Source organism: Streptomyces sp. NPDC054770, from assembly GCF_053611985.1.
Map to the genome: position 1 here is coordinate 21,424 of NZ_JBSHBL010000086.1, position 19,244 is coordinate 40,667.

Here is a 19,244-nt window from a genome sequence, read left to right on the forward strand (position 1 = left end):
CGCCTGCCGCCCGCCGTGCTCAGCTCGCCCGCAGCGCGGCCCGCACCACGTCGGGTCTGTTGCTGATGATGCCGTCGACGCCGTAGCCGACGGCCTTCCAGGTGGTGACCGCGTCGTTCACCGTCCAGGTGAAGACGCGCAGCGGCCTGCCGTGCGGCCCGTCGAACGAATGCACGGTCTTCACATAGCCGGCGGAGATCGAGTCCACCGAGGGGTTGATCAGGTCGGCGAAGCCCGCGTACCGGGGCAGGGACGCCGCGGACGGTGTGCCGAGGTAGCCGGTCGTCACGGCGGGCCGGAGACCGTGCACGATGCGCAGGCTGTCCGCGCTGAAGCTCTGCACGACGAGCCGGTCCAGGTGCCGGCGGTCCAGCCAGCCCTCGTTGCCCAGCAGCTTGAGGATCTGCTGCTCGATGCCGGGGTACAGCTCCGGGTTCTTGATCTCCAGGAGCAGCTTCTCGTGGTTGTGCTCGACCCGGCGCATGTACTGCGCCAGCGTGGGCACCCGCGTACCTGCGTAGGAACGGGTGAACCAGCTGCCCGCGTCCAGTCGGGCGATCTCGGCCGCGGTGAAGTCCTTCACCTTCCAGGGCGCCCGGCCGGGGAAGACCTGTTCGACGTCGGTGGTGCGCTGGAGACTGTCGTCGTGGATGACCACGAGCCGGCCGTCCTTGGTGCGCTGGACGTCGTTCTCGACCCAGGTGAAGCCCAGCGCGGCCGCCTTGTCGATGGCGGGCAGCGTGTTCTCCGGTGCGTAGCCGGAGGCACCTCGGTGGGCGAGCACCGTGGGCTCGGGGGCATCGCCGGCCCGGGCGGCCGGGACGGGGCTCAGCAGGGCGGCCGCTCCCAGCAGCGCGGTGGCCGTGGCGGCGACTGCGCGCGCGTGCATGTGTACTCCTCGTGTCGAGCGAACACGGACAGCACAAGAGTGACAGCAGTGAGTCAACAGCGGCCGGGTACGGGATGGCCACAGATCGAATGGAGTTGCCCAAGCCCGCTCACTGTTGCCGCACAACTGCGGCAAGGGCGTGTTTCTTTGCCGGAAAATCGTTCGACCATTCCGGTGCGGGTCATACTCTCTGCGTCAACCCTGACCGCTCGGGCGGTCCTGGGACGGGGCGCATTGCACATATTCCGGGTCGCAAAGGGTGAAGGGCAGCCGCGCATGCAGGGCACGGTCGACGGATTCAGCTACGGGGTCGTCACCCCGCTGGTGGCCTATCTGATGGCCTGCCTCGGTGGCGCCCTCGGGCTGCGCTGCACGACCCGGGCGATGCTCGTGGCCCACTCCTGGCGGCCCGCCTGGCTCGCCCTGGGCTCGGCCGCGATCGGCTCCGGCATATGGACCATGCACTTCGTCGCCATGATGGGGTTCAGCGTCAAGGAGACGCCGATCCACTACGACAAACCGATCACCTATGCGAGCCTCGGTCTCGCCATCGTCATGGTGAGCGTCGGGATCTTCATAGTCGGCTACCGGGGCGCCACCGGAACCGCGCTCTTCACGGGCGGCACCATCACCGGTCTGGGCATCGCCTCGATGCACTACCTGGGCATGGCCGGCCTGCGCCTCAACGGAAGCCTGGAGTACAACACGTTCACGGTGGCCGCCTCGGTCGTGATAGGCGTCGTGGCGGCCAGCTCGGCCCTGTGGGCGGCCGGGCAGGTCCGCGGCTTCCTGTGGAGCGTCGGCGCGAGCCTCGTCATGGGACTCGCCGTCAGCGGCATGCACTACACCGGCATGGCCGCCCTCACCGTTCACCTCCACAGCGCCGGCGTGACGTCCCCGGGCGACTCGCCCGCCTCCCTGCTCGCCCCCATGCTGATCGGCCCGCTGGCCTTCCTCTGCCTCGCCGCCGTCGTCGTGATCTTCGACCCGCTGATGGTCACGGGCAAGCCCGACCGGCTGCGCGCGGAGCACAAGCCGGGCGTCCCGGCCGACGAGGTCACCCACCACCCGAGCCGCCGCCCGCAGCCCCGCGTCGGCCGCCAGCAGAGCCACCACAGCTCGCGCACCCCACAGAACCGCTGATCAGAACCGGTTGTCAGTGCGGGGCCGTACGGTGGAACCCATGCGGCCCGTTTCCCACATCGAACGCACGGTGGCGCCCTTCGAGGTCGTCAGCCCGTACCAGCCCAGCGGCGACCAGCCGGCGGCCATCGCCGAGCTGGCCAAGCGCATCGAGGCCGGCGAGAAGGACGTCGTCCTCCTCGGCGCGACCGGCACCGGCAAGTCCGCCACCACCGCGTGGATGATCGAGAAGCTCCAGCGCCCCACCCTGGTGATGGCGCCGAACAAGACGCTGGCCGCCCAGCTGGCCAACGAGTTCCGCGAGCTCCTCCCGAACAACGCGGTCGAGTACTTCGTCTCGTACTACGACTACTACCAGCCCGAGGCGTACGTCCCGCAGTCGGACACCTACATCGAGAAGGACTCCTCGATCAACGAGGAGGTCGAGCGGCTGCGCCACTCCGCCACCAACTCGCTGCTCACCCGCCGCGACGTGATCGTGGTCGCCTCGGTCTCCTGCATCTACGGCCTCGGCACCCCGCAGGAGTACGTCGACCGGATGGTCCCGCTGCGGGTCGGCGACGAGATCGACCGGGACGACCTGCTGCGCCGCTTCGTGGACATCCAGTACACGCGCAACGACGTGGCGTTCACCCGCGGCACCTTCCGCGTCCGCGGCGACACCATCGAGATCTTCCCGGTCTACGAGGAGCTCGCCGTCCGCATCGAGATGTTCGGCGACGAGATCGAGGCGCTGTCCACGCTGCACCCGCTCACCGGCGAGATCATCAGCGACGACCAGCAGCTGTACGTCTTCCCGGCCTCCCACTACATCGCGGGCCCCGAGCGCCTGGAGCGGGCCGTCAACGACATCGAGAAGGAACTGGGGGAGCGCCTGGCGGAACTGGAGAAGCAGGGCAAGCTCCTGGAGGCGCAGCGGCTGCGCATGCGCACCACGTACGACATCGAGATGCTCCGCCAGATCGGCTCCTGCTCCGGCGTGGAGAACTACTCGATGCACTTCGACGGCCGCTCGCCCGGCTCCCCGCCGAACACCCTGCTCGACTACTTCCCGGACGACTTCCTGCTCGTCATCGACGAGTCGCATGTCACCGTGCCGCAGATCGGCGCGATGTACGAGGGCGATGCCTCCCGCAAGCGCACCCTCGTGGACCACGGCTTCCGGCTGCCCTCCGCCCTGGACAACCGCCCCCTGAAGTGGGAGGAGTTCCAGGAGCGGATCGGGCAGGCCGTGTACCTGTCGGCGACCCCCGGCGCATACGAGCTCTCCCGTGGAGACGGCGTCGTCGAGCAGATCATCCGTCCCACCGGCCTCGTCGACCCGCAGGTCGTCGTCAAGCCCACCGAGGGCCAGATCGACGACCTGGTGCACGAGATCCGCAAGCGCACCGAGAAGGACGAGCGTGTCCTGGTCACCACGCTCACCAAGAAGATGGCCGAGGACCTCACGGACTACTTCCTGGAGCTCGGCATCCAGGTGCGCTATCTGCACAGCGACGTGGACACCCTGCGCCGCGTCGAGCTGCTGCGCGAGCTGCGCTCCGGCGAGTTCGACGTCCTGGTCGGCATCAACCTCCTGCGTGAGGGACTCGACCTGCCCGAGGTGTCCCTGGTGGCGATCCTCGACGCCGACAAGGAGGGCTTCCTGCGCTCCGGCACCTCGCTGATCCAGACCATCGGCCGCGCGGCGCGCAATGTCTCCGGCGAGGTCCACATGTACGCCGACAAGATCACCCCGGCGATGGAGAGGGCCATCGACGAGACCAACCGGCGCCGGGAGAAGCAGGTCGCCTACAACACGTCCAACGGCATCGACCCGCAGCCGCTGCGCAAGAAGATCAACGACATCGTCGCCCAGATCGCCCGCGAAGAGGTCGACACCGAACAGCTGCTCGGCTCGGGCTACCGCAAGCTGAAGGACGGCAAGGGCGCCAAGGCTCCCGTTCCGTCCCTGGGCGACAAGGCGGCCAAGGGCGCCAAGGGCAAGGCCAAGGAAACGGTGCCCACCGACCGTCCGGCGGCCGAACTCGCCGAGCAGATCGAGGAGATGACGGAGCGTATGCGTGCCGCCGCCGCCGATCTGCAGTTCGAGATCGCGGCCCGGCTGCGCGACGAGGTCTCCGAGATGAAGAAGGAACTGCGCCAGATGAGGGAGGCGGGCCTGGCCTGACCGCTGATCCAATGCCCGACGCCGGCAAGTACGCGAAGTGTTGCAAGACCGACACAAAGCGCGGGCCGGGGTTCGGCACTGTCGGCGGCGCTGCATAGGGTTTTGGTCAACCGCGCACTCCGCGGCAGCAGGGGACATCCGACGAGGGGAAGCAGCCGTGACCGTCAACATGACCAAGGGTCAGGCCATCAGCCTGGAGAAGAAGGACGGCGGCTCCCTGAGCGCCGTCCGCATGGGTCTTGGTTGGAAGGCGGCACCCCGGCGCGGGCTGTTCGGCTCGCGCACCCGTGAGATCGACCTGGACGCCTCGGCGGTGCTGTTCGCCGACAAGCAGCCCGTCGACGTCGTGTTCTTCCGGCACCTGGTGAGCGACGACGGCTCGGTCCGCCACACGGGCGACAACCTCGTCGGCGGCGCGGGCCAGGGCGGCGACGACGAGGCCATCCTCGTCGACCTCGCGCGCGTCCCGGTCCATGTCGACCAGATCATCTTCACCGTCAACTCCTTCACCGGCCAGACCTTCCAGGAAGTGCAGAACGCGTTCTGCCGGCTGGTCGACGAGACCACAGGCCAGGAACTCGCCCGCTACACGCTCGACGGCGGCGGCGAGTACACGGCCCAGATCATGGCGAAGGTGCACCGGTCGGGATCCGGCTGGACGATGACGGCGCTGGGCGTCCCGGCCAAGGGCCGCACCTTCCAGGACCTGGTGCCGACGATCCTGCCGGTCCTCTAGCCCTTCGGTCCTCCGGGCAGGGCCCGGCGGCGCACGACGACACGACACACAGGGGGACGTGGGCAATGGCGGCCGAGCTGGTGCGCGGGCAGAACCATCCGCTCTCGCGGAACCGGATCGAGATCCGGATCTCGGCCGCCGTGCCGGTCGTGGCCGGGGCCACCCTCGCCGACGAGAGCGGCCGGGTGCGGGACACCGACGGGGTGGCCCATCCGGGCGCGCCCACGCTGGCCGGGATCGATGTCTCCCGGCAGGCGGCCGCCGAGCACCGGCTCGCCGTCGACCTCGACGCCATGCCCGAGACCGTGCACCGGGTCAGCGTCCTGATCGCCCTGCCCGCCGCGCCCGGCGGTCCGCTCCGCTTCGGCGCCCTCGCCGCACCACGAGCCGCGGTCACCGGCCTCGACGGCACCGAGGTCGCCGGCTACACCCTCACCGGCCTGGACGCCGAGTCGGCGGTCGTCGCTCTGGAGCTCTACCGCCGCCAGGCCGTCTGGAAGATCCGCGCGGTGGGCCAGGGCTACGCCGGGGGCCTCACGGCGCTCCTCACCGACCAGGGCCTGCCCCAGGCCGCCGAACTCGCCCGCGGGATCGAGGAAGCGGTGGCGCACGGCCTGGCCCGCGCCGTCCCGGCGCGCACCACGGACACCGACCGTTCCCGTCGCACGGCCGCCTCCGGCCCCGACCTGGCGGGCACCGCCTCCGACCTGGCGGGCACCGCCTCCGAGCTGGCGGGCACAACCTCCGCAGTCGAGTCTCCGTACGACGCCCAGGCCTCCGCCGGACCGGACGCACCAGCCGATGCCGCGCCCACCGTCGGCTCCATCGACTACACGCACCCGAGGCGCCGCCAGGAGTCCCCGGCCCCCTCTCCGGCCCCCGAGGCCCCCGCCGCGGCGGACGGCCCCGTGCCGCCCGTCGCGGGTGACGCGGTCGGCTGGTCCATGGACGAGCGGCTCTACAACCAGGTCTGGGGCATGTTCGAGGATCTGGCCCGCTCCACCGCCGCCTGTCGCAGTGCCGTCGACTTCGCCGAGTCGCGCATGGAGAAGGAGCTCGACCAGGCCCTCTCCGACCCGCGCAGCCGACTGGGCTCGGTGGGCGACGCCGCACGCCAGGCGGCCCAGGCCCGGCAGGCCCAGCTGGTCGACCAGGCCCGAGCCGCTCTCGACCGCGACCTCGCCCAGCTCACCGCCGAGGCCGAGGTCGTCGAGCCCGCGCTGCCGCCGGCGTACGCCCGCTGGGACAACCCGGTGTGGCAGGGCTACCGGGTCCCGGCGGAGCCGCCGATGGCCGTCCGGCTGGGCGACCTCCACCTCCCGGAGAGCGCCCCGTTGCGCATCCCGATGCTGGTCCGGCTGCCCCTGGAGCGGGGTCTGTGGATCGACAGCGGTGTGCCCGACGAGTCCCGGTACGAGGAGGCGGGTGAGCTGCGGCACCTCGCCCTGCGGACGGCGGTGGCGCTCGCGGCCCGGCTGCTCGCCGTCCACCCGGCGGGGGAGTTCGGCGTGCAGGTCATCGATCCGGCAGGTGCCGGCGCGTCCGCGCTCGCCCCGCTGACGGAGGCCGGCGCGCTGGACGCGCCGCCCGCGGCGGGCGCCGCCGGTGTGGCGGGCGTGCTGGGGCGGCTCACCGAGCGCGTCGACCTGGTGCAGATGGCGGTGCGCGGCGGTGCCTCCGACGCGCTGCCGGCCGGTCTGGACACCTCGCGGCAGCTGCTGATCGTGAACGACTTCCCGCACGGCTTCGACGACCGGGCCGTCACCCAGCTGCGCTATCTCGCGGACGAAGGCCCGGACGTGGGTGTCCATCTCCTGCTGGTAGCCGATCGGGAGGACGCCGCCGCCTACGGCCCGTTGCTCGATCCGCTCTGGCGTTCACTGATGCGACTCACGCCGGTGCCGGACGATCACCTGGCCGACCCGTGGGTGGGGCATGCCTGGACGTACGAGCCCTGCCTCGTACCGCCTGGCAGTCGTGTGCTCCAGCAGGTGCTCGCACAGGTCACGGCAGCCCGCACCAAGCGGATGTAAAGGCCTCTGATCAGGGAATTTGGCTTTTCTTTTACCAATCACTTTACCTTTCCTTGGTGATTGGGGTACTGTTCTCCGTACGGAGGGGAGTACTCCCTGTCTGCTGCGGCGTACCCGTCAATACGGATCCGGTCGGATCCCGGGGCGTCGGCCCATCCTGGGTGGAAGAGACCTCCGGTAGCGCAACGCCGAATCTTTGCCGTTCACTAACCGGAGGCAACAGTGGATGTATCCGTGACCCTGTGGGTCCTCACCATCCTGGGGCTGGCCGCCCTGATCGCGGTCGACTTCTTCATCGGCCGCAAGCCGCATGACGTATCCATCAAGGAAGCCGGAATCTGGACGGTCGTCTGGATCGCCCTGGCCGGACTCTTCGGCCTCGGCCTGCTCCTCTTCGGCGGCGGCCAGCCCGCCGGCGAGTTCTTCGCGGGCTTCATCACCGAGAAGTCGCTGAGCGTCGACAATCTCTTCGTCTTCGTCCTGATCATGGCGAAGTTCGCCGTGCCCTCGCAGTACCAGCAGCGGGTGCTGCTCGTCGGTGTCCTCATAGCCCTGGTGCTGCGGGCCCTCTTCATCGCCGCGGGCGCCGCGATCCTCGCCAGCTTCTCGTGGGTCTTCTACCTCTTCGGTGCCTTCCTGATCTGGACCGCCTGGAAGCTGATCCAGGAGGCCCGGGCCGACGAGGAGGAAGAGGAGTTCGAGGAGAACAAGCTGCTCAAGGCCGTGGAGCGCAGGTTCGGCGTGGCCGACCGGTACCACGGCACCAAGCTGTGGATCCAGCAGAACGGCAAGCGGGTCATGACCCCGATGCTGGTCGTGATGCTCGCGATCGGTACGACCGATGTCCTGTTCGCGCTGGACTCCATCCCCGCGATCTTCGGCCTGACGCAGGACCCGTACATCGTCTTCACGGCCAATGCCTTCGCGCTGATGGGTCTGCGGCAGTTGTACTTCCTCATCGGCGGACTGCTGAGGAAGCTGGTCCACCTGTCCTACGGCCTGTCGATCATCCTCGGCTTCATCGGCGTCAAGCTGGTGCTGCACGCGCTGCACGAGTCCGGCGTCCATGTGCCGGAGATCAGCATCCCGGTCTCGCTCGGCGTGATCTGCGGGGTCCTGATCGTCACCACGATCACCAGCCTGCGAGCCTCCGGCAAGCAGGCGGCGGCCGAGGCGGCGCGGGCCCGGAGCGAAGGCGCTCCGAAGGACAGCATCGACGTCTGACCACGTCGGACGTAGGAACAACCACCCCCGCAGCGGTGCGAAGCGCATTGCCGACCCACCGCTCCGGATGCTTCGTTTGGGTGGCGGAACGTCCCCGGTCCGGGGACGCCGCCACCCGGTGGAGGCAACCGTGACATTCGTCCAGATCATCGACTTCGAGACCGACCGCATCGACGAGATGAAGGCCCTCGCCGACGAGATGGGCAGCCGGCTCGCCGGCCGCGAGAACAGCCCCACGCGCCGTCTGATCCTCAGGGACCGGAGCCGGCCCGGCCACTACCTCGGCGTGATCGAGTTCAACTCCTACGAGGAGGCCATGCGGAACAGCGACGACCCCGAGACGAGCAAGTTCGCCGAGCAGATGGCCGCGCTGTGTACCCGGCCGCCGTCCTTCACCGACGGTGACGTCGTGGACCTGACCGACTTCACGTAAGCACCCGCCGCACCCGCCCGACCGCACCCGCCCGACCGGGGGCCGTGCCGCGCCGGCGGCGGGCCCCCGAGCCGGAAAGGACCGGAATGCGGAGCCTGTACGCCTCTGCCACCATCGCTGCATGATCACTCGGCTCAGGTCGCTCACCACCCAGTGGACGCTCCTCGTGCCGATGCTCGCGGTCGTCCTGCTCCTGTTCACCTGGGGCCGTGGTCTGCCCGGTGCGGTCGTCGCGCTGGTGACCGTGGTCCTCGCCGGATCGGTCCTCGCCGCGGTCCACCACGCCGAGGTCGTGGCCCACCGGGTCGGCGAACCCTTCGGCTCCCTGGTCCTCGCCATCGCCGTCACGGTCATCGAGGTCGCCCTGATCGTCACCCTCATGGCAGACGGCGGCGCCAAGAGCGCCACCCTGGCCCGGGACACCGTCTTCGCCGCCGTGATGATCACCTGTAACGGCATCGTCGGCCTCTGCCTCCTCGTCGCCTCGCTGCGCCACGGCACCGCGGTCTTCAACCCCGAGGGCACCGGCGCCGCCCTGGCGACCGTGGCCACCCTGGCCACGCTCAGCCTGGTGCTGCCGACCTTCACCACCAGCAAACCGGGCCCGGAGTTCTCCGGCGTACAACTGACCTTCGCGGCACTGTCGTCGCTGATCCTGTACGGACTGTTCGTGGCGACCCAGACCGTGCGGCACCGCGACTACTTCCTGCCGATCACCCGGCAGGGCGACGTGATCACCGCCGACGACCACGCCGCGGCCCCGTCCGCGCGCGCCGCCGGGATCAGCCTCGGCCTGCTCGGCCTCGCACTCGTCGGGGTCGTCGGACTGGCCAAGGGCGTGTCACCGACGATCGAGTCCGGCGTCGCGGCGGCCGGCCTGCACCAGGCCGTCGTCGGTGTCGTCATCGCCCTGCTCGTGCTGCTCCCCGAGACCATCGCCGCCCTGCGCTCGGCCCGTCGTGACCGGGTGCAGACCAGCCTCAACCTGGCGCTCGGTTCGGCCATGGCCAGCATCGGCCTGACCATCCCCGCCGTGGCCCTCGCCTCCATCTGGCTCTCCGGCCCTCTCGTCCTCGGCCTGAGCGCCACCCATATGCTGCTGCTCGCGCTGACCGTGGTGGTCAGCTCCCTGACCGTGGTGCCGGGCCGAGCCACACCGCTGCAGGGCGGCGTCCACCTGGTGCTGTTCGCCGCCTATCTGGAACTGGCGATCAACCCGTAGCCGGCCCGGAAGCCCTCACCCGGCGACCGGCTCGACCACCGCCACCGGTACCGGACGCGTCTCCGGCAGCAGCGCGAAGCACCCCAGGCTCAGCAGCGCGATCGCCGTCAGATACGCCCCCACGGCCCACGGCACACGCCCGCTGTGCTCCGCCAGCGCCGTCGCCACCATCGGCGTCAGCGCACCCCCGAGCACCCCGCCGAGGTTGTAGCCGACGGCGGCACCGGTGCAGCGCACCCGGGGCTCGTAGAGCTCCGGCAGATAGGCGGCGATCACCGAGAACATGGTGATGAAGGCGATCAGGGCACCGGTGAACCCGAGGAACATCAGCAGCGGCTGACCGGTGGCCAGCAGCGCGACCATCGGGAACATCCACAGTGCCGCAGCCGTGCACCCCGCCAGGCACAGTGGCCGCCGCCCGTAGCGGTCGCCCAGCAGGGCCATCACCGGGGTGAGTGACCCCTTCACCACGACGGCGGCCATGACGCAGGTCAGCATGACGGTACGGCTGACCCCGAGCCGCTCCGTCCCGTACGCCAGCGACCAGGTCGTCACCGCGTAGAACACCGCGTACCCGACCGCGAGCGCCCCCGCCGTCAGCAGCACCAGCCGCCAGTGATGCCGTACGACCTCGGCGAAGGGCACGCGCGCGGGCTCGTCGATCTCCAGGAACTGCGGGCTCTCGGGGAGTGACGAACGCAGCCACAGCCCGCCCAGCGCCAGCGCCCCGGCCGCCCAGAACGGCACCCGCCAGCCCCACTGCGCGAACTGGGCGTCCGTCAGGGACGCCGACAGGGCCAGCATCACGCCGTTGGCGAGCAGGAAGCCGATGGCCGGACCGATCTGCGGAAAGCTCGACCACAGGGCGCGCCGTCCGGGGGGTGCGTGCTCCGCGGTCAGCAGCACCGCCCCGCCCCACTCCCCGCCGACCCCCAGCCCCTGCAGGAAGCGCAGCACCAGAAGCAGCACGGGAGCGGCCACACCCAGCGTGCCGTACGTCGGCACGCATCCGACCGCGACCGTCGAGGCGCCGGTCAGCAGCAGGGACGCGACCAGGACCGGACGCCGGCCGCGCCGGTCCCCGATGTGCCCGAACAGCACCGAGCCCAGCGGCCGGGCCACGAACCCCACACCGAACGTCCCGAACGCCGCCAAGGTCCCCGCGAGCGGCGAGAACGTCGGGAAGAACAGCGGCCCCAGGACGAGCGCCGCGGCCGTCCCGTAGGCGAAGAAGTCGTAGAACTCGATCGCGGTCCCGGCGAGCGAGGCGGCCGCCAGCCGCAGCATCGAGGGGGCCCTTACGGTGCGTGCATCATGCATGCTCCGTCAACTACCCAGGGTGATCATGGGTTACGGGGGCGCACGGAGGTGAGACGCCCCGCACAGGAGCCGCCGCACACCGTGATACACCGGACCGAGCGGCGGTCCCTCCCGGGCCGTACGTCTTTCCCATGGATTTTCCACGGACCGGAGGAATCGTGCCCCGCACCCTGGCCAACGCCCCGATCATGATCCTCAACGGGCCCAACCTGAACCTGCTCGGCCAGCGCCAGCCCGAGATCTACGGCTCCGACACACTCGCCGACATCGAGGCCCTGTGCGCCAAGGCGGCGGCCGCGCACGGCGGCACCGTGGACTTCCGGCAGTCCAACCACGAGGGCGAACTGGTCGACTGGATCCACGAGGCACGCCTCAACCACTGCGGGATCGTCATCAACCCGGGCGCGTACTCCCACACATCGGTCGCGATCCTGGACGCACTCAACACCTGTGACGGCATGCCGGTGCTGGAGGTCCACATCTCCAACATCCACAAGCGCGAGTCGTTCCGGCACCACTCCTACGTCTCCCTGCGCGCCGACGGAGTGATCGCCGGATGCGGCGTGCAGGGCTACGTGTTCGGCGTGGAGCGGGTGGCGGCGCTGGTCGGCGCCGCGACCGCGGACGCGTAGCGCCTCAGAGCCGGCCGGCCTCCACGATCCGCCGCAGGAAGCGCCGGGTGCGTTCCTGCTGCGGGTCGCCGAACACCTGCTCGGCTGCGCCGCGTTCGAGTACGACGCCGCCGTCGAGGAAGCAGACCTGGTCGGCGACGTCCCGGGCGAAGCCCATCTCGTGCGTCGCCAGCACCATGGTCATCCCCTCGCCCTTCAGATCCCGGACCACGGTCAGCACCTCGCCCACCAGTTCCGGGTCGAGGGCGGCGGTGATCTCGTCGAGCAGCAGCAGCCGGGGCCGCACCGCCAGGGCACGCACGATCGCCACCCGCTGCTGCTGGCCGCCGCTCAGCCGGTCGGGGTAGGCACCGGCCTTGTCGCCCAGCCCGAGGCGCTCCAGCAGCTCCCTGGCCCGCTCCTCGGCCTCCGCGCGGGAGACGCCGTGCACCCGCCGCGGCGCCAGGATGATGTTGTCCAGCACGGTCATGTGCGGGAAGAGGTTGTACGCCTGGAAGACCACGCCGATACGGCGGCGCACCGCGTCCTGGTCGGCACGCGGGTCGGTGATCTCCTCGCCGTCCAGCCAGATCGCGCCGTCGTCGATCTCCTCCAGGAGGTTGGCGCAGCGCAGCAGCGTCGACTTGCCGGACCCGGAGGCGCCGATCAGCGCGGTCACCGTGTGCGGGGCGACCTGCAGGTCCACATCCCGCAGCACGACCGCATCCCCGAACGTCTTGCGGACGGACTCCATCCGCAGGACGGGCGCGTCGCTCATATGGATCCTCCCTGGGCCCGCTGCCGGTCCATCCGGGCCGTCACCCAGTCCGTGAAGCGGGTCATCGGGATGGTCAGTGCCACGAAGACCAGCCCGGCGACGATGTACGGCGTGTAGTTGAGACTGCGCTGGGCGATGATGTCGGACGCCCGTACGGCGTCGATGGCGCCGCCGATCGACACGAGCCCGGTGTCCTTCTGCAGCGACACCAGGTCGTTGAGCAGCGGCGGCACCTGACGGCGCACGGCCTGCGGGAGCACCACGTACCGCAGCGCCTGCCGGTTGGTCAGCCCCAGCGAGCGGGCCGCGGCGCGCTGCGAGGGGTGCACCGACTCGATGCCCGCGCGGAACACCTCGGCGACGTAGGCGGAGTACGTCAGCGTCAGCGCCGTACCGCCCAGCAGCACAGGGTCGACGGTGACGCCCTGGAGGCGCAGCGCCGGTACCCCGAAGACCACGATCATCAGGTTGATGATCAGCGGCAGACCGCGGAAGAAGTCCGTGTACGCCGCCGCCAGCGCCCGCAGGGGGAAGAAGACGGGCCCCGGCAGCGTGCGGGCGATGGCGATCAGCATGCCCAGGGCGAGCACCAGCACGCCGCAGATCAGCAGCAGCCGGACGTTGAGCCACAGGCCTTCGAGGACCTTGGGGAACGCCTCGCGCGCGTACTGCCCGTCGAAGAAGGTCTCCTTGGTGCGCTCCCAGCCCGGCGCGCTGACCACGACCAGGTACAGGACGACGGCCGTGACCAGGGTCGACAGCGCGGCGATCGCGGTCGCGCGGCGGGCACGGCCACGCTTGTAGCGCTCCCGCTCCAGCCGCCGTCCGGAGGGGGTGTACCCGTCGGTGCCCTCGGGGGCACCGACGGGCATGTCGCCCTTGTCGTCCGCACCTTCCTGGCCGGACTCGTCCTTGGTGACCGTCACTTGAGCACCGGAGCGTCGACGGCGTCGGACAGCCACTGCTTGTCCAGCTTCGCCAGGGTGCCGTCCTTGCGCAGGGTGTCGACGGCCGACGACACGCAGGACGTGAGGTCGCTGCCCTTGTCCAGAACGAGCCCGAACTGCTCGGGCGTACCGCCCTGGTTCTCGAACTGGCCGACGATCTTGGCGTTGGTCACCTGGGCAGCGGTGACGTAGAAGGCGGTCGGCAGGTCGGTGACGATCGCGTCCACCTGGCCGTTCCTGAGCGCCGAGATGGCCTGGTCGTTCTTGGAGTACGCGGCCGCCTCCTGGGACGGCTTCACCACGTCGCTGATGTAGTTGAGGCTGGTCGTGCCGACCTGGGCGCCCAGCTTGAGGCCCTTCAGGTCCGCGATGCTCGTCGCCTTCGCGGCCTTGCTGCCCTTGAGCGCGATGACCGCCTGGCGGACGTCGTAGTAGCCGGACGAGAAGTCCACGGCCTTCTTGCGCTCGGTACTGATGGACACCTGGTTGATGTCGAAGTCGAAGGTCTTCACACCGGGCGCGAACGCCTTGTTGAACGGCACCCGCTGCCAGACGACCGCGCTCTTGTCGTACCCCAGCTGCTTCGCCACGGCGTACGCGACCGCCGACTCGAAGCCCTCGCCGTTGGCCGGCTTGTCGTCCTTGAACCACGGCTCGTACGCCGGTTCGTCCGTCGCGATCGTCAGCTTGCCGGAGGTCTGGGTGGCCAACTTGCCCTTGGCGCAGGTGGTTCCGGCCGAGGAGGAGGGCCCGCCGGACGCCTTGTCGTCCGGCTGCGGAGCGCAGCCGACAGCGGTGGCGAGCAGGGCTATGGTGGCGGCGGCGACAGCGCGACGCAGTGCGCTCGGGGCAGGGTGCATGGCGGGAGAGTGACAGCGAACGCCGTGTTTGTCCACGTCAAGTGGGTATCTGTCCGCATATTGGGAACGGGTGTTGCGGTCTTGTGAACGTTGCCCGTGGGGGAGCGGACACGCCGGGGCCGCCGGCCGAGGGCGGGGAATGATGACCGGCGGCCCGTACCGCGCAGGAGCCGTCATCCTGTGCGGGGCTGCCACCAGTTGACTGCGTGACGACGTGCGCGGGGAGCGTGCGCTGGAGGCCGGCGCGTGCGAACTGTTCACACGGGGCGCGCGTGAAGGCACGCGCGCCCGTGCTCACCACCCGCGCCCGTGCTCACCACCCGCGCCTGTGCTCACCACCCGCGCGCGTGCCACTCCGGCAGGTGCGGGCGCTCCGTGCCCAGCGTGGTGTCGTTGCCGTGTCCCGGGTACACCCAGGTCTCGTCCGGCAGGACGTCGAAGATCTTCGTCTCGACGTCGTGGATCAGGCTGGCGAAGGCCTTCGGGTCCTTGCGGGTGTTTCCGACACCGCCGGGGAAGAGGCAGTCCCCGGTGAAGACGTGCGGATGGCCGTGCGGGTCGTCGTAGACCAGGGCGATGGAGCCCGGCGTGTGCCCGACCAGATGGCGGGCGGTCAGCTCGACGCGGCCGACCCGGATCACGTCGCCGTCGCCGACCGGGACGTCGGTGGTGACCGGGATGCCGGCGGCGTCCTCGCGGCCCGCGTACGTCCGCGCACCGGTCGCGGCGACGACTTCGGCGAGCGCCTGCCAGTGGTCGCCGTGCTGGTGCGTGGTGACGACGGACGCGATGCCGTCGTCACCGATCATGCCCAGCAGCGTCTCCGCGTCGTTGGCCGCGTCGATCAGCAGTTGCTCGTCGGTGGCGCGGCAGCGCAGCAGATAGGCGTTGTTGTCCATCGGCCCGACCGCGATCTTGGTGATCATCAGGTCCTTGAGCTCGTGCACGTCCGCCGGTCCGCCGACCGTCACCTCTCCGCTGTACGTCATGGCGATCAGCCTATAGCGGGGAGCGCGTGCCGATGCGCCGCGCGCTGCACGCGCGCTACAGCGGCGGAAGCGCGGGCAGGGCGCCGCCCTTCACTACCAGGGCCGAGCCGTCGCGGCGGCCGGCGAGCCAGCCCAGCAGGTCGGCGCCGGATCCCTCGACGGCGATCGGCCCCCCTGACGCGCCACCGCCCGTCGTCCAGACCCGGCCGCTGTCGCTGCGCAGTCCGGTCGACGGGACCTCCGGGTGCCCGCCGAAACGCTCCACGAGAAAGTCGGTCTCCCGCTCGGTGAACTCCGCCGGCAGGTCCTCCAGCTCGTACCCGATCCCGAGGTCGACATGGTGCAGCTCGACCTCGGCCCAGCGGCGGAACGGCACCCGGGCGGCACTGTCGGTGACCCCGTTGCGCAGCTCCACCGTGCGCGTCCAGTCCGCGGGCTCGGCCGCCCGGGCCCGGAATCCCGCGTGGCTCTCGCGCAGGTCGTCGAGCTGCACGTCGAGCGCGCGCGGCGCGTCCCGCTCGATGTCGGCGTCCCGCGCCTCGGCGGAGACGTACATGGGACGTCCGCCCAGGACGTTGCCGAGCGCGTCCGCGTTGCGGGCGAGGTGGGCCAGGACATGGCCGACCGTCCAGCCCGGCAGCCGTGACGGTCGAGCCCCGGCCGCGTTGTCCAGTGCGGCGACTGCGGTGAGGAGCCGTTCGGTCGCTTCGTGTACAGACGCCAGGTCATGAGCGTGATCAATCATGGGGCTGACAGTAGCCCCGCCACACCTTCGGGTGAAGGTTTTGCACCAGCTCCGTAAATCGAATGCGCGTGCTATATCGTCGGTGGCGGCGTCGGGCATGCTGGATGGTCCGGGATTGTTCACCCATCCAGGAATCCGACCGGCGTTGTCAGTGGCTCCCCCTAGTCTGAAGAAGCACGGGGCCCTGCCCCTGTCACTTCTCTCAAGAAAGGTGCGGACCGGCTGTGGCCGACCGTCTCATCGTCCGTGGCGCGCGCGAGCACAACCTCAAGAATGTCTCGCTCGACCTGCCTCGTGACTCGCTCATCGTCTTCACGGGCCTGTCCGGGTCGGGCAAGTCCTCCCTGGCCTTCGACACGATCTTCGCCGAGGGCCAGCGTCGCTACGTGGAATCGCTCTCCTCGTACGCCCGCCAGTTCCTCGGGCAGATGGACAAGCCGGACGTGGACTTCATCGAGGGCCTGTCCCCGGCGGTGTCCATCGACCAGAAGTCCACCTCGCGCAACCCGCGCTCGACGGTCGGCACCATCACCGAGGTCTACGACTACCTCCGGCTGCTCTTCGCGCGCATCGGCAAGCCGCACTGTCCCGAGTGCGGCCGCCCGATCTCCCGCCAGTCGCCGCAGGCCATCGTGGACAAGGTCCTGGAGCTGCCGGAGGGGAGCCGCTTCCAGGTGCTGTCGCCGCTGGTGCGCGAGCGCAAGGGCGAGTTCGTCGACCTCTTCGCCGACCTCCAGACCAAGGGCTACTCACGCGCACGCGTGGACGGCGAGACCATCCAGCTCTCCGAGCCGCCGACGCTGAAGAAGCAGGAGAAGCACACCATCGAGGTGGTCATCGACCGTCTCACGGTGAAGGACACCGCCAAGCGCCGCCTCACCGACTCCGTGGAGACCGCGCTCGGCCTCTCCGGCGGCATGGTCGTGCTCGACTTCGTCGACCTCCCCGAGGACGACCCGGAGCGCGAGCGCATGTACTCGGAGCACCTGTACTGCCCGTACGACGACCTGTCCTTCGAGGAGCTGGAACCCCGCTCCTTCTCCTTCAACTCGCCCTTCGGCGCCTGCCCCGAGTGCACCGGCATCGGTACGCGCATGGAGGTCGACCCGGAGCTGATCGTCCCGGACGAGGACAAGTCGCTCGACGAGGGCGCCATCCACCCCTGGTCGCACGGCCACACCAAGGACTACTTCGGCCGCCTGATCGGCGCCCTCGCGGACGCGCTGGGCTTCCGCACCGACATCCCCTTCGCCGGGCTGCCGCAGCGCGCGAAGAAGGCCCTGCTCTACGGCCACAAGACCCAGATCGAGGTCCGCTACCGCAACCGGTACGGACGTGAGCGCGTGTACACCACGCCCTTCGAGGGTGCCGTGCCGTTCGTCAAGCGCCGGCACAGCGAGTCCGAGAGCGACGCCAGCCGCGAGCGCTTCGAGGGCTACATGCGCGAGGTGCCCTGCCCCACCTGTCAGGGCACCCGGCTCAAGCCGATCGTCCTCGCGGTCACGATCATGGAGAAGTCGATCGCCGAGGTCTCCGGGATGTCCATCAGCGACTGCGCGGACTTCCTGGGCGAGCTCAAGCTCAACGCCCGCGACAAGAAGATCGCCGAGCGCGTGCTCAAGGAGGTCAACGAGCGGCTGCGGTTCCTGGTCGACGTGGGCCTGGACTACCTCTCGCTGAACCGCGCGGCCGGCACCCTCTCCGGCGGCGAGGCCCAGCGCATCCGCCTGGCCACCCAGATCGGCTCCGGTCTCGTCGGCGTCCTGTACGTCCTGGACGAGCCGTCGATCGGCCTGCACCAGCGCGACAACCACCGGCTGATCGAGACCCTCGTCCGGCTGCGTGACATGGGCAACACGCTCATCGTCGTCGAGCACGACGAGGACACCATCAAGGTCGCCGACTGGGTCGTCGACATCGGCCCCGGCGCCGGCGAGCACGGCGGCAAGGTCGTGCACAGCGGTTCCCTCAAGGAGCTGCTGGTCAACGAGGAGTCGCAGACCGGCCAGTACCTGTCCGGCAGGAAGGCGATCCCGCTGCCCGACATCCGCCGCCCGCAGGACCCGTCCCGCCGGCTCACCGTGCACGGCGCCCGGGAGAACAACCTCCAGGACATCGACGTGTCCTTCCCGCTGGGCGTGTTCACGGCCGTCACGGGCGTGTCCGGCTCCGGCAAGTCGACGCTGGTCAACGACATCCTGTACACGCACCTGGCCCGCGAGCTGAACGGCGCGCGGAACGTCCCCGGCCGGCACACGCGCGTGGACGGCGACGACCTCGTCGACAAGGTCGTGCACGTCGACCAGTCGCCCATCGGCCGCACCCCGCGGTCCAACCCGGCGACGTACACCGGCGTCTTCGACCACATCCGCAAGCTGTTCGCCGAGACCACCGAGGCGAAGGTCCGCGGCTACCTGCCGGGCCGCTTCTCCTTCAACGTCAAGGGCGGCCGCTGCGAGAACTGCGCGGGCGACGGCACCATCAAGATCGAGATGAACTTCCTCCCGGACGTCTACGTCCCGTGCGAGGTCTGTCACGGCGCCCGGTACAACCGGGAGACCCTGGAGGTCCACTACAAGGGCAAGTCCATCTCCGAGGTCCTGAACATGCCGATCGAGGAGGCCACGGGCTTCTTCGAGGCCGTCCCGTCGATCGCCCGGCACCTCAACACGCTGAAGGACGTCGGCCTCGGCTACGTCCGCCTCGGCCAGTCCGCCACCACCCTGTCCGGCGGTGAGGCGCAGCGAGTGAAGCTCGCCAGCGAGCTGCAGAAGCGCTCCACCGGGCGCACGGTCTACGTCCTCGACGAGCCGACCACCGGTCTGCACTTCGAGGACATCAGCAAGCTGCTGAAGGTCCTCGGCGGCCTCGTCGACAAGGGCAACACGGTCATCGTCATCGAGCACAACCTCGATGTGATCAAGACCGCGGACTGGGTCGTCGACATGGGTCCGGAGGGCGGCGCCGGCGGCGGACTCGTCGTCGCGGAGGGCACGCCCGAGGAGGTGGCCGGCGTCCCGGCCAGCCACACCGGCAAGTTCCTGCGCGAGATCCTCGGCGCCGACCGCGTCAGCGACGCCAGCTCGGTGAAGGCCCCGCGCAGGACGGCGGCGAAGAAGACGGCCGCGGCAAAGAAGACGGTCG

At 69.9% G+C, this 19,244-nt stretch carries 16 protein-coding genes; 9 read left to right on the plus strand and 7 right to left on the minus strand.

The genetic code is table 11. The annotated features are described in order from the left end of the window. Positions 1–19: 19 nt before the first annotated feature. Positions 20–889 carry a glycerophosphodiester phosphodiesterase gene (locus tag ACWGKQ_RS43570; RefSeq protein WP_453297603.1) on the minus strand — a complete coding sequence of 290 codons (870 nt, stop codon included), beginning with the start codon at positions 887–889 and terminating at the stop codon, positions 20–22. 276 nt (positions 890–1,165) lie between these two features. On the opposite strand from ACWGKQ_RS43570, the gene ACWGKQ_RS43575 reads away from it, so the two are divergent. The 7 genes from ACWGKQ_RS43575 (at position 1,166) to ACWGKQ_RS43605 (ending at position 9,850) form a co-directional block, all read left to right on the plus strand. Then, positions 1,166–2,032 (plus strand): MHYT domain-containing protein, encoded by an 867-nt coding sequence (locus ACWGKQ_RS43575; RefSeq protein WP_453297604.1) that lies wholly within the window; start codon positions 1,166–1,168, stop codon positions 2,030–2,032. 40 nt (positions 2,033–2,072) lie between these two features. Further along, complete coding sequence (uvrB, locus tag ACWGKQ_RS43580; RefSeq protein ID WP_453297605.1) at positions 2,073–4,202, plus strand: excinuclease ABC subunit UvrB; 2,130 nt, start codon at positions 2,073–2,075, stop codon at positions 4,200–4,202. A 157-nt stretch (positions 4,203–4,359) separates the two neighbouring features. Continuing rightward, entirely contained in the window at positions 4,360–4,938 is a 579-nt protein-coding gene (locus tag ACWGKQ_RS43585) for a TerD family protein (RefSeq protein WP_453297606.1), read from the plus strand. A gap of 65 nt (positions 4,939–5,003) precedes the next feature. Beyond that, entirely contained in the window at positions 5,004–6,971 is a 1,968-nt protein-coding gene (locus ACWGKQ_RS43590) for a TerD family protein (protein ID WP_453297607.1), read from the plus strand. A 222-nt stretch (positions 6,972–7,193) separates the two neighbouring features. Then, positions 7,194–8,195: a TerC family protein gene (locus tag ACWGKQ_RS43595; RefSeq protein WP_453297608.1), complete on the plus strand. Its 1,002-nt coding sequence runs from the start codon at positions 7,194–7,196 to the stop codon at positions 8,193–8,195. 130 nt (positions 8,196–8,325) lie between these two features. Continuing rightward, a complete protein-coding gene (locus ACWGKQ_RS43600; RefSeq protein ID WP_453297609.1) occupies positions 8,326–8,628 on the plus strand; it encodes a hypothetical protein in 303 nt (100 codons plus the stop codon). Positions 8,629–8,749: 121 nt separating this feature from the next. Beyond that, on the plus strand, positions 8,750–9,850 hold the full coding sequence (locus ACWGKQ_RS43605) for a calcium:proton antiporter (RefSeq protein ID WP_453297610.1): 1,101 nt from the start codon (positions 8,750–8,752) through the stop codon (positions 9,848–9,850). A gap of 15 nt (positions 9,851–9,865) precedes the next feature. Here ACWGKQ_RS43605 and ACWGKQ_RS43610 read toward each other — a convergent pair whose 3' ends face one another. Then, positions 9,866–11,170, minus strand: a complete 1,305-nt coding sequence (locus ACWGKQ_RS43610) for an MFS transporter (RefSeq protein WP_453297611.1) — start codon at positions 11,168–11,170, stop codon at positions 9,866–9,868. A 158-nt stretch (positions 11,171–11,328) separates the two neighbouring features. Between ACWGKQ_RS43610 and aroQ the strand changes: the two genes are divergently transcribed. Next, positions 11,329–11,802, plus strand: a complete 474-nt coding sequence (gene aroQ / locus ACWGKQ_RS43615) for a type II 3-dehydroquinate dehydratase (protein WP_453297612.1) — start codon at positions 11,329–11,331, stop codon at positions 11,800–11,802. Between the two features lie 4 nt (positions 11,803–11,806). Here the strand turns inward: aroQ and ACWGKQ_RS43620 are convergent, their stop codons facing one another. From ACWGKQ_RS43620 to ACWGKQ_RS43640, 5 genes are all read right to left on the minus strand, one after another. Then, positions 11,807–12,559 carry an amino acid ABC transporter ATP-binding protein gene (locus ACWGKQ_RS43620; RefSeq protein ID WP_453297613.1) on the minus strand — a complete coding sequence of 251 codons (753 nt, stop codon included), beginning with the start codon at positions 12,557–12,559 and terminating at the stop codon, positions 11,807–11,809. Beyond that, positions 12,556–13,485 carry an amino acid ABC transporter permease gene (locus tag ACWGKQ_RS43625; protein WP_453297614.1) on the minus strand — a complete coding sequence of 310 codons (930 nt, stop codon included), beginning with the start codon at positions 13,483–13,485 and terminating at the stop codon, positions 12,556–12,558. Before ACWGKQ_RS43625 ends, ACWGKQ_RS43620 begins: the two co-directional genes overlap by 4 nt. Continuing rightward, positions 13,482–14,366: an ABC transporter substrate-binding protein gene (locus ACWGKQ_RS43630; RefSeq protein WP_453297615.1), complete on the minus strand. Its 885-nt coding sequence runs from the start codon at positions 14,364–14,366 to the stop codon at positions 13,482–13,484. The genes ACWGKQ_RS43625 and ACWGKQ_RS43630 overlap by 4 nt, the downstream gene beginning before the upstream one ends. 332 nt (positions 14,367–14,698) lie before the next feature. Next, on the minus strand, positions 14,699–15,355 hold the full coding sequence (locus ACWGKQ_RS43635; RefSeq protein ID WP_453297616.1) for an MBL fold metallo-hydrolase: 657 nt from the start codon (positions 15,353–15,355) through the stop codon (positions 14,699–14,701). A gap of 55 nt (positions 15,356–15,410) precedes the next feature. Next, the gene (locus ACWGKQ_RS43640; RefSeq protein WP_453297617.1) at positions 15,411–16,100 is read right to left on the minus strand and encodes a maleylpyruvate isomerase family mycothiol-dependent enzyme; all 690 of its coding nucleotides are present in this window, start codon (positions 16,098–16,100) and stop codon (positions 15,411–15,413) included. A gap of 224 nt (positions 16,101–16,324) precedes the next feature. On the opposite strand from ACWGKQ_RS43640, the gene uvrA reads away from it, so the two are divergent. Beyond that, positions 16,325–19,244 (plus strand): excinuclease ABC subunit UvrA (gene uvrA / locus ACWGKQ_RS43645; protein WP_453297618.1); only part of this gene is annotated, 2,920 nt, incomplete at its 3' end.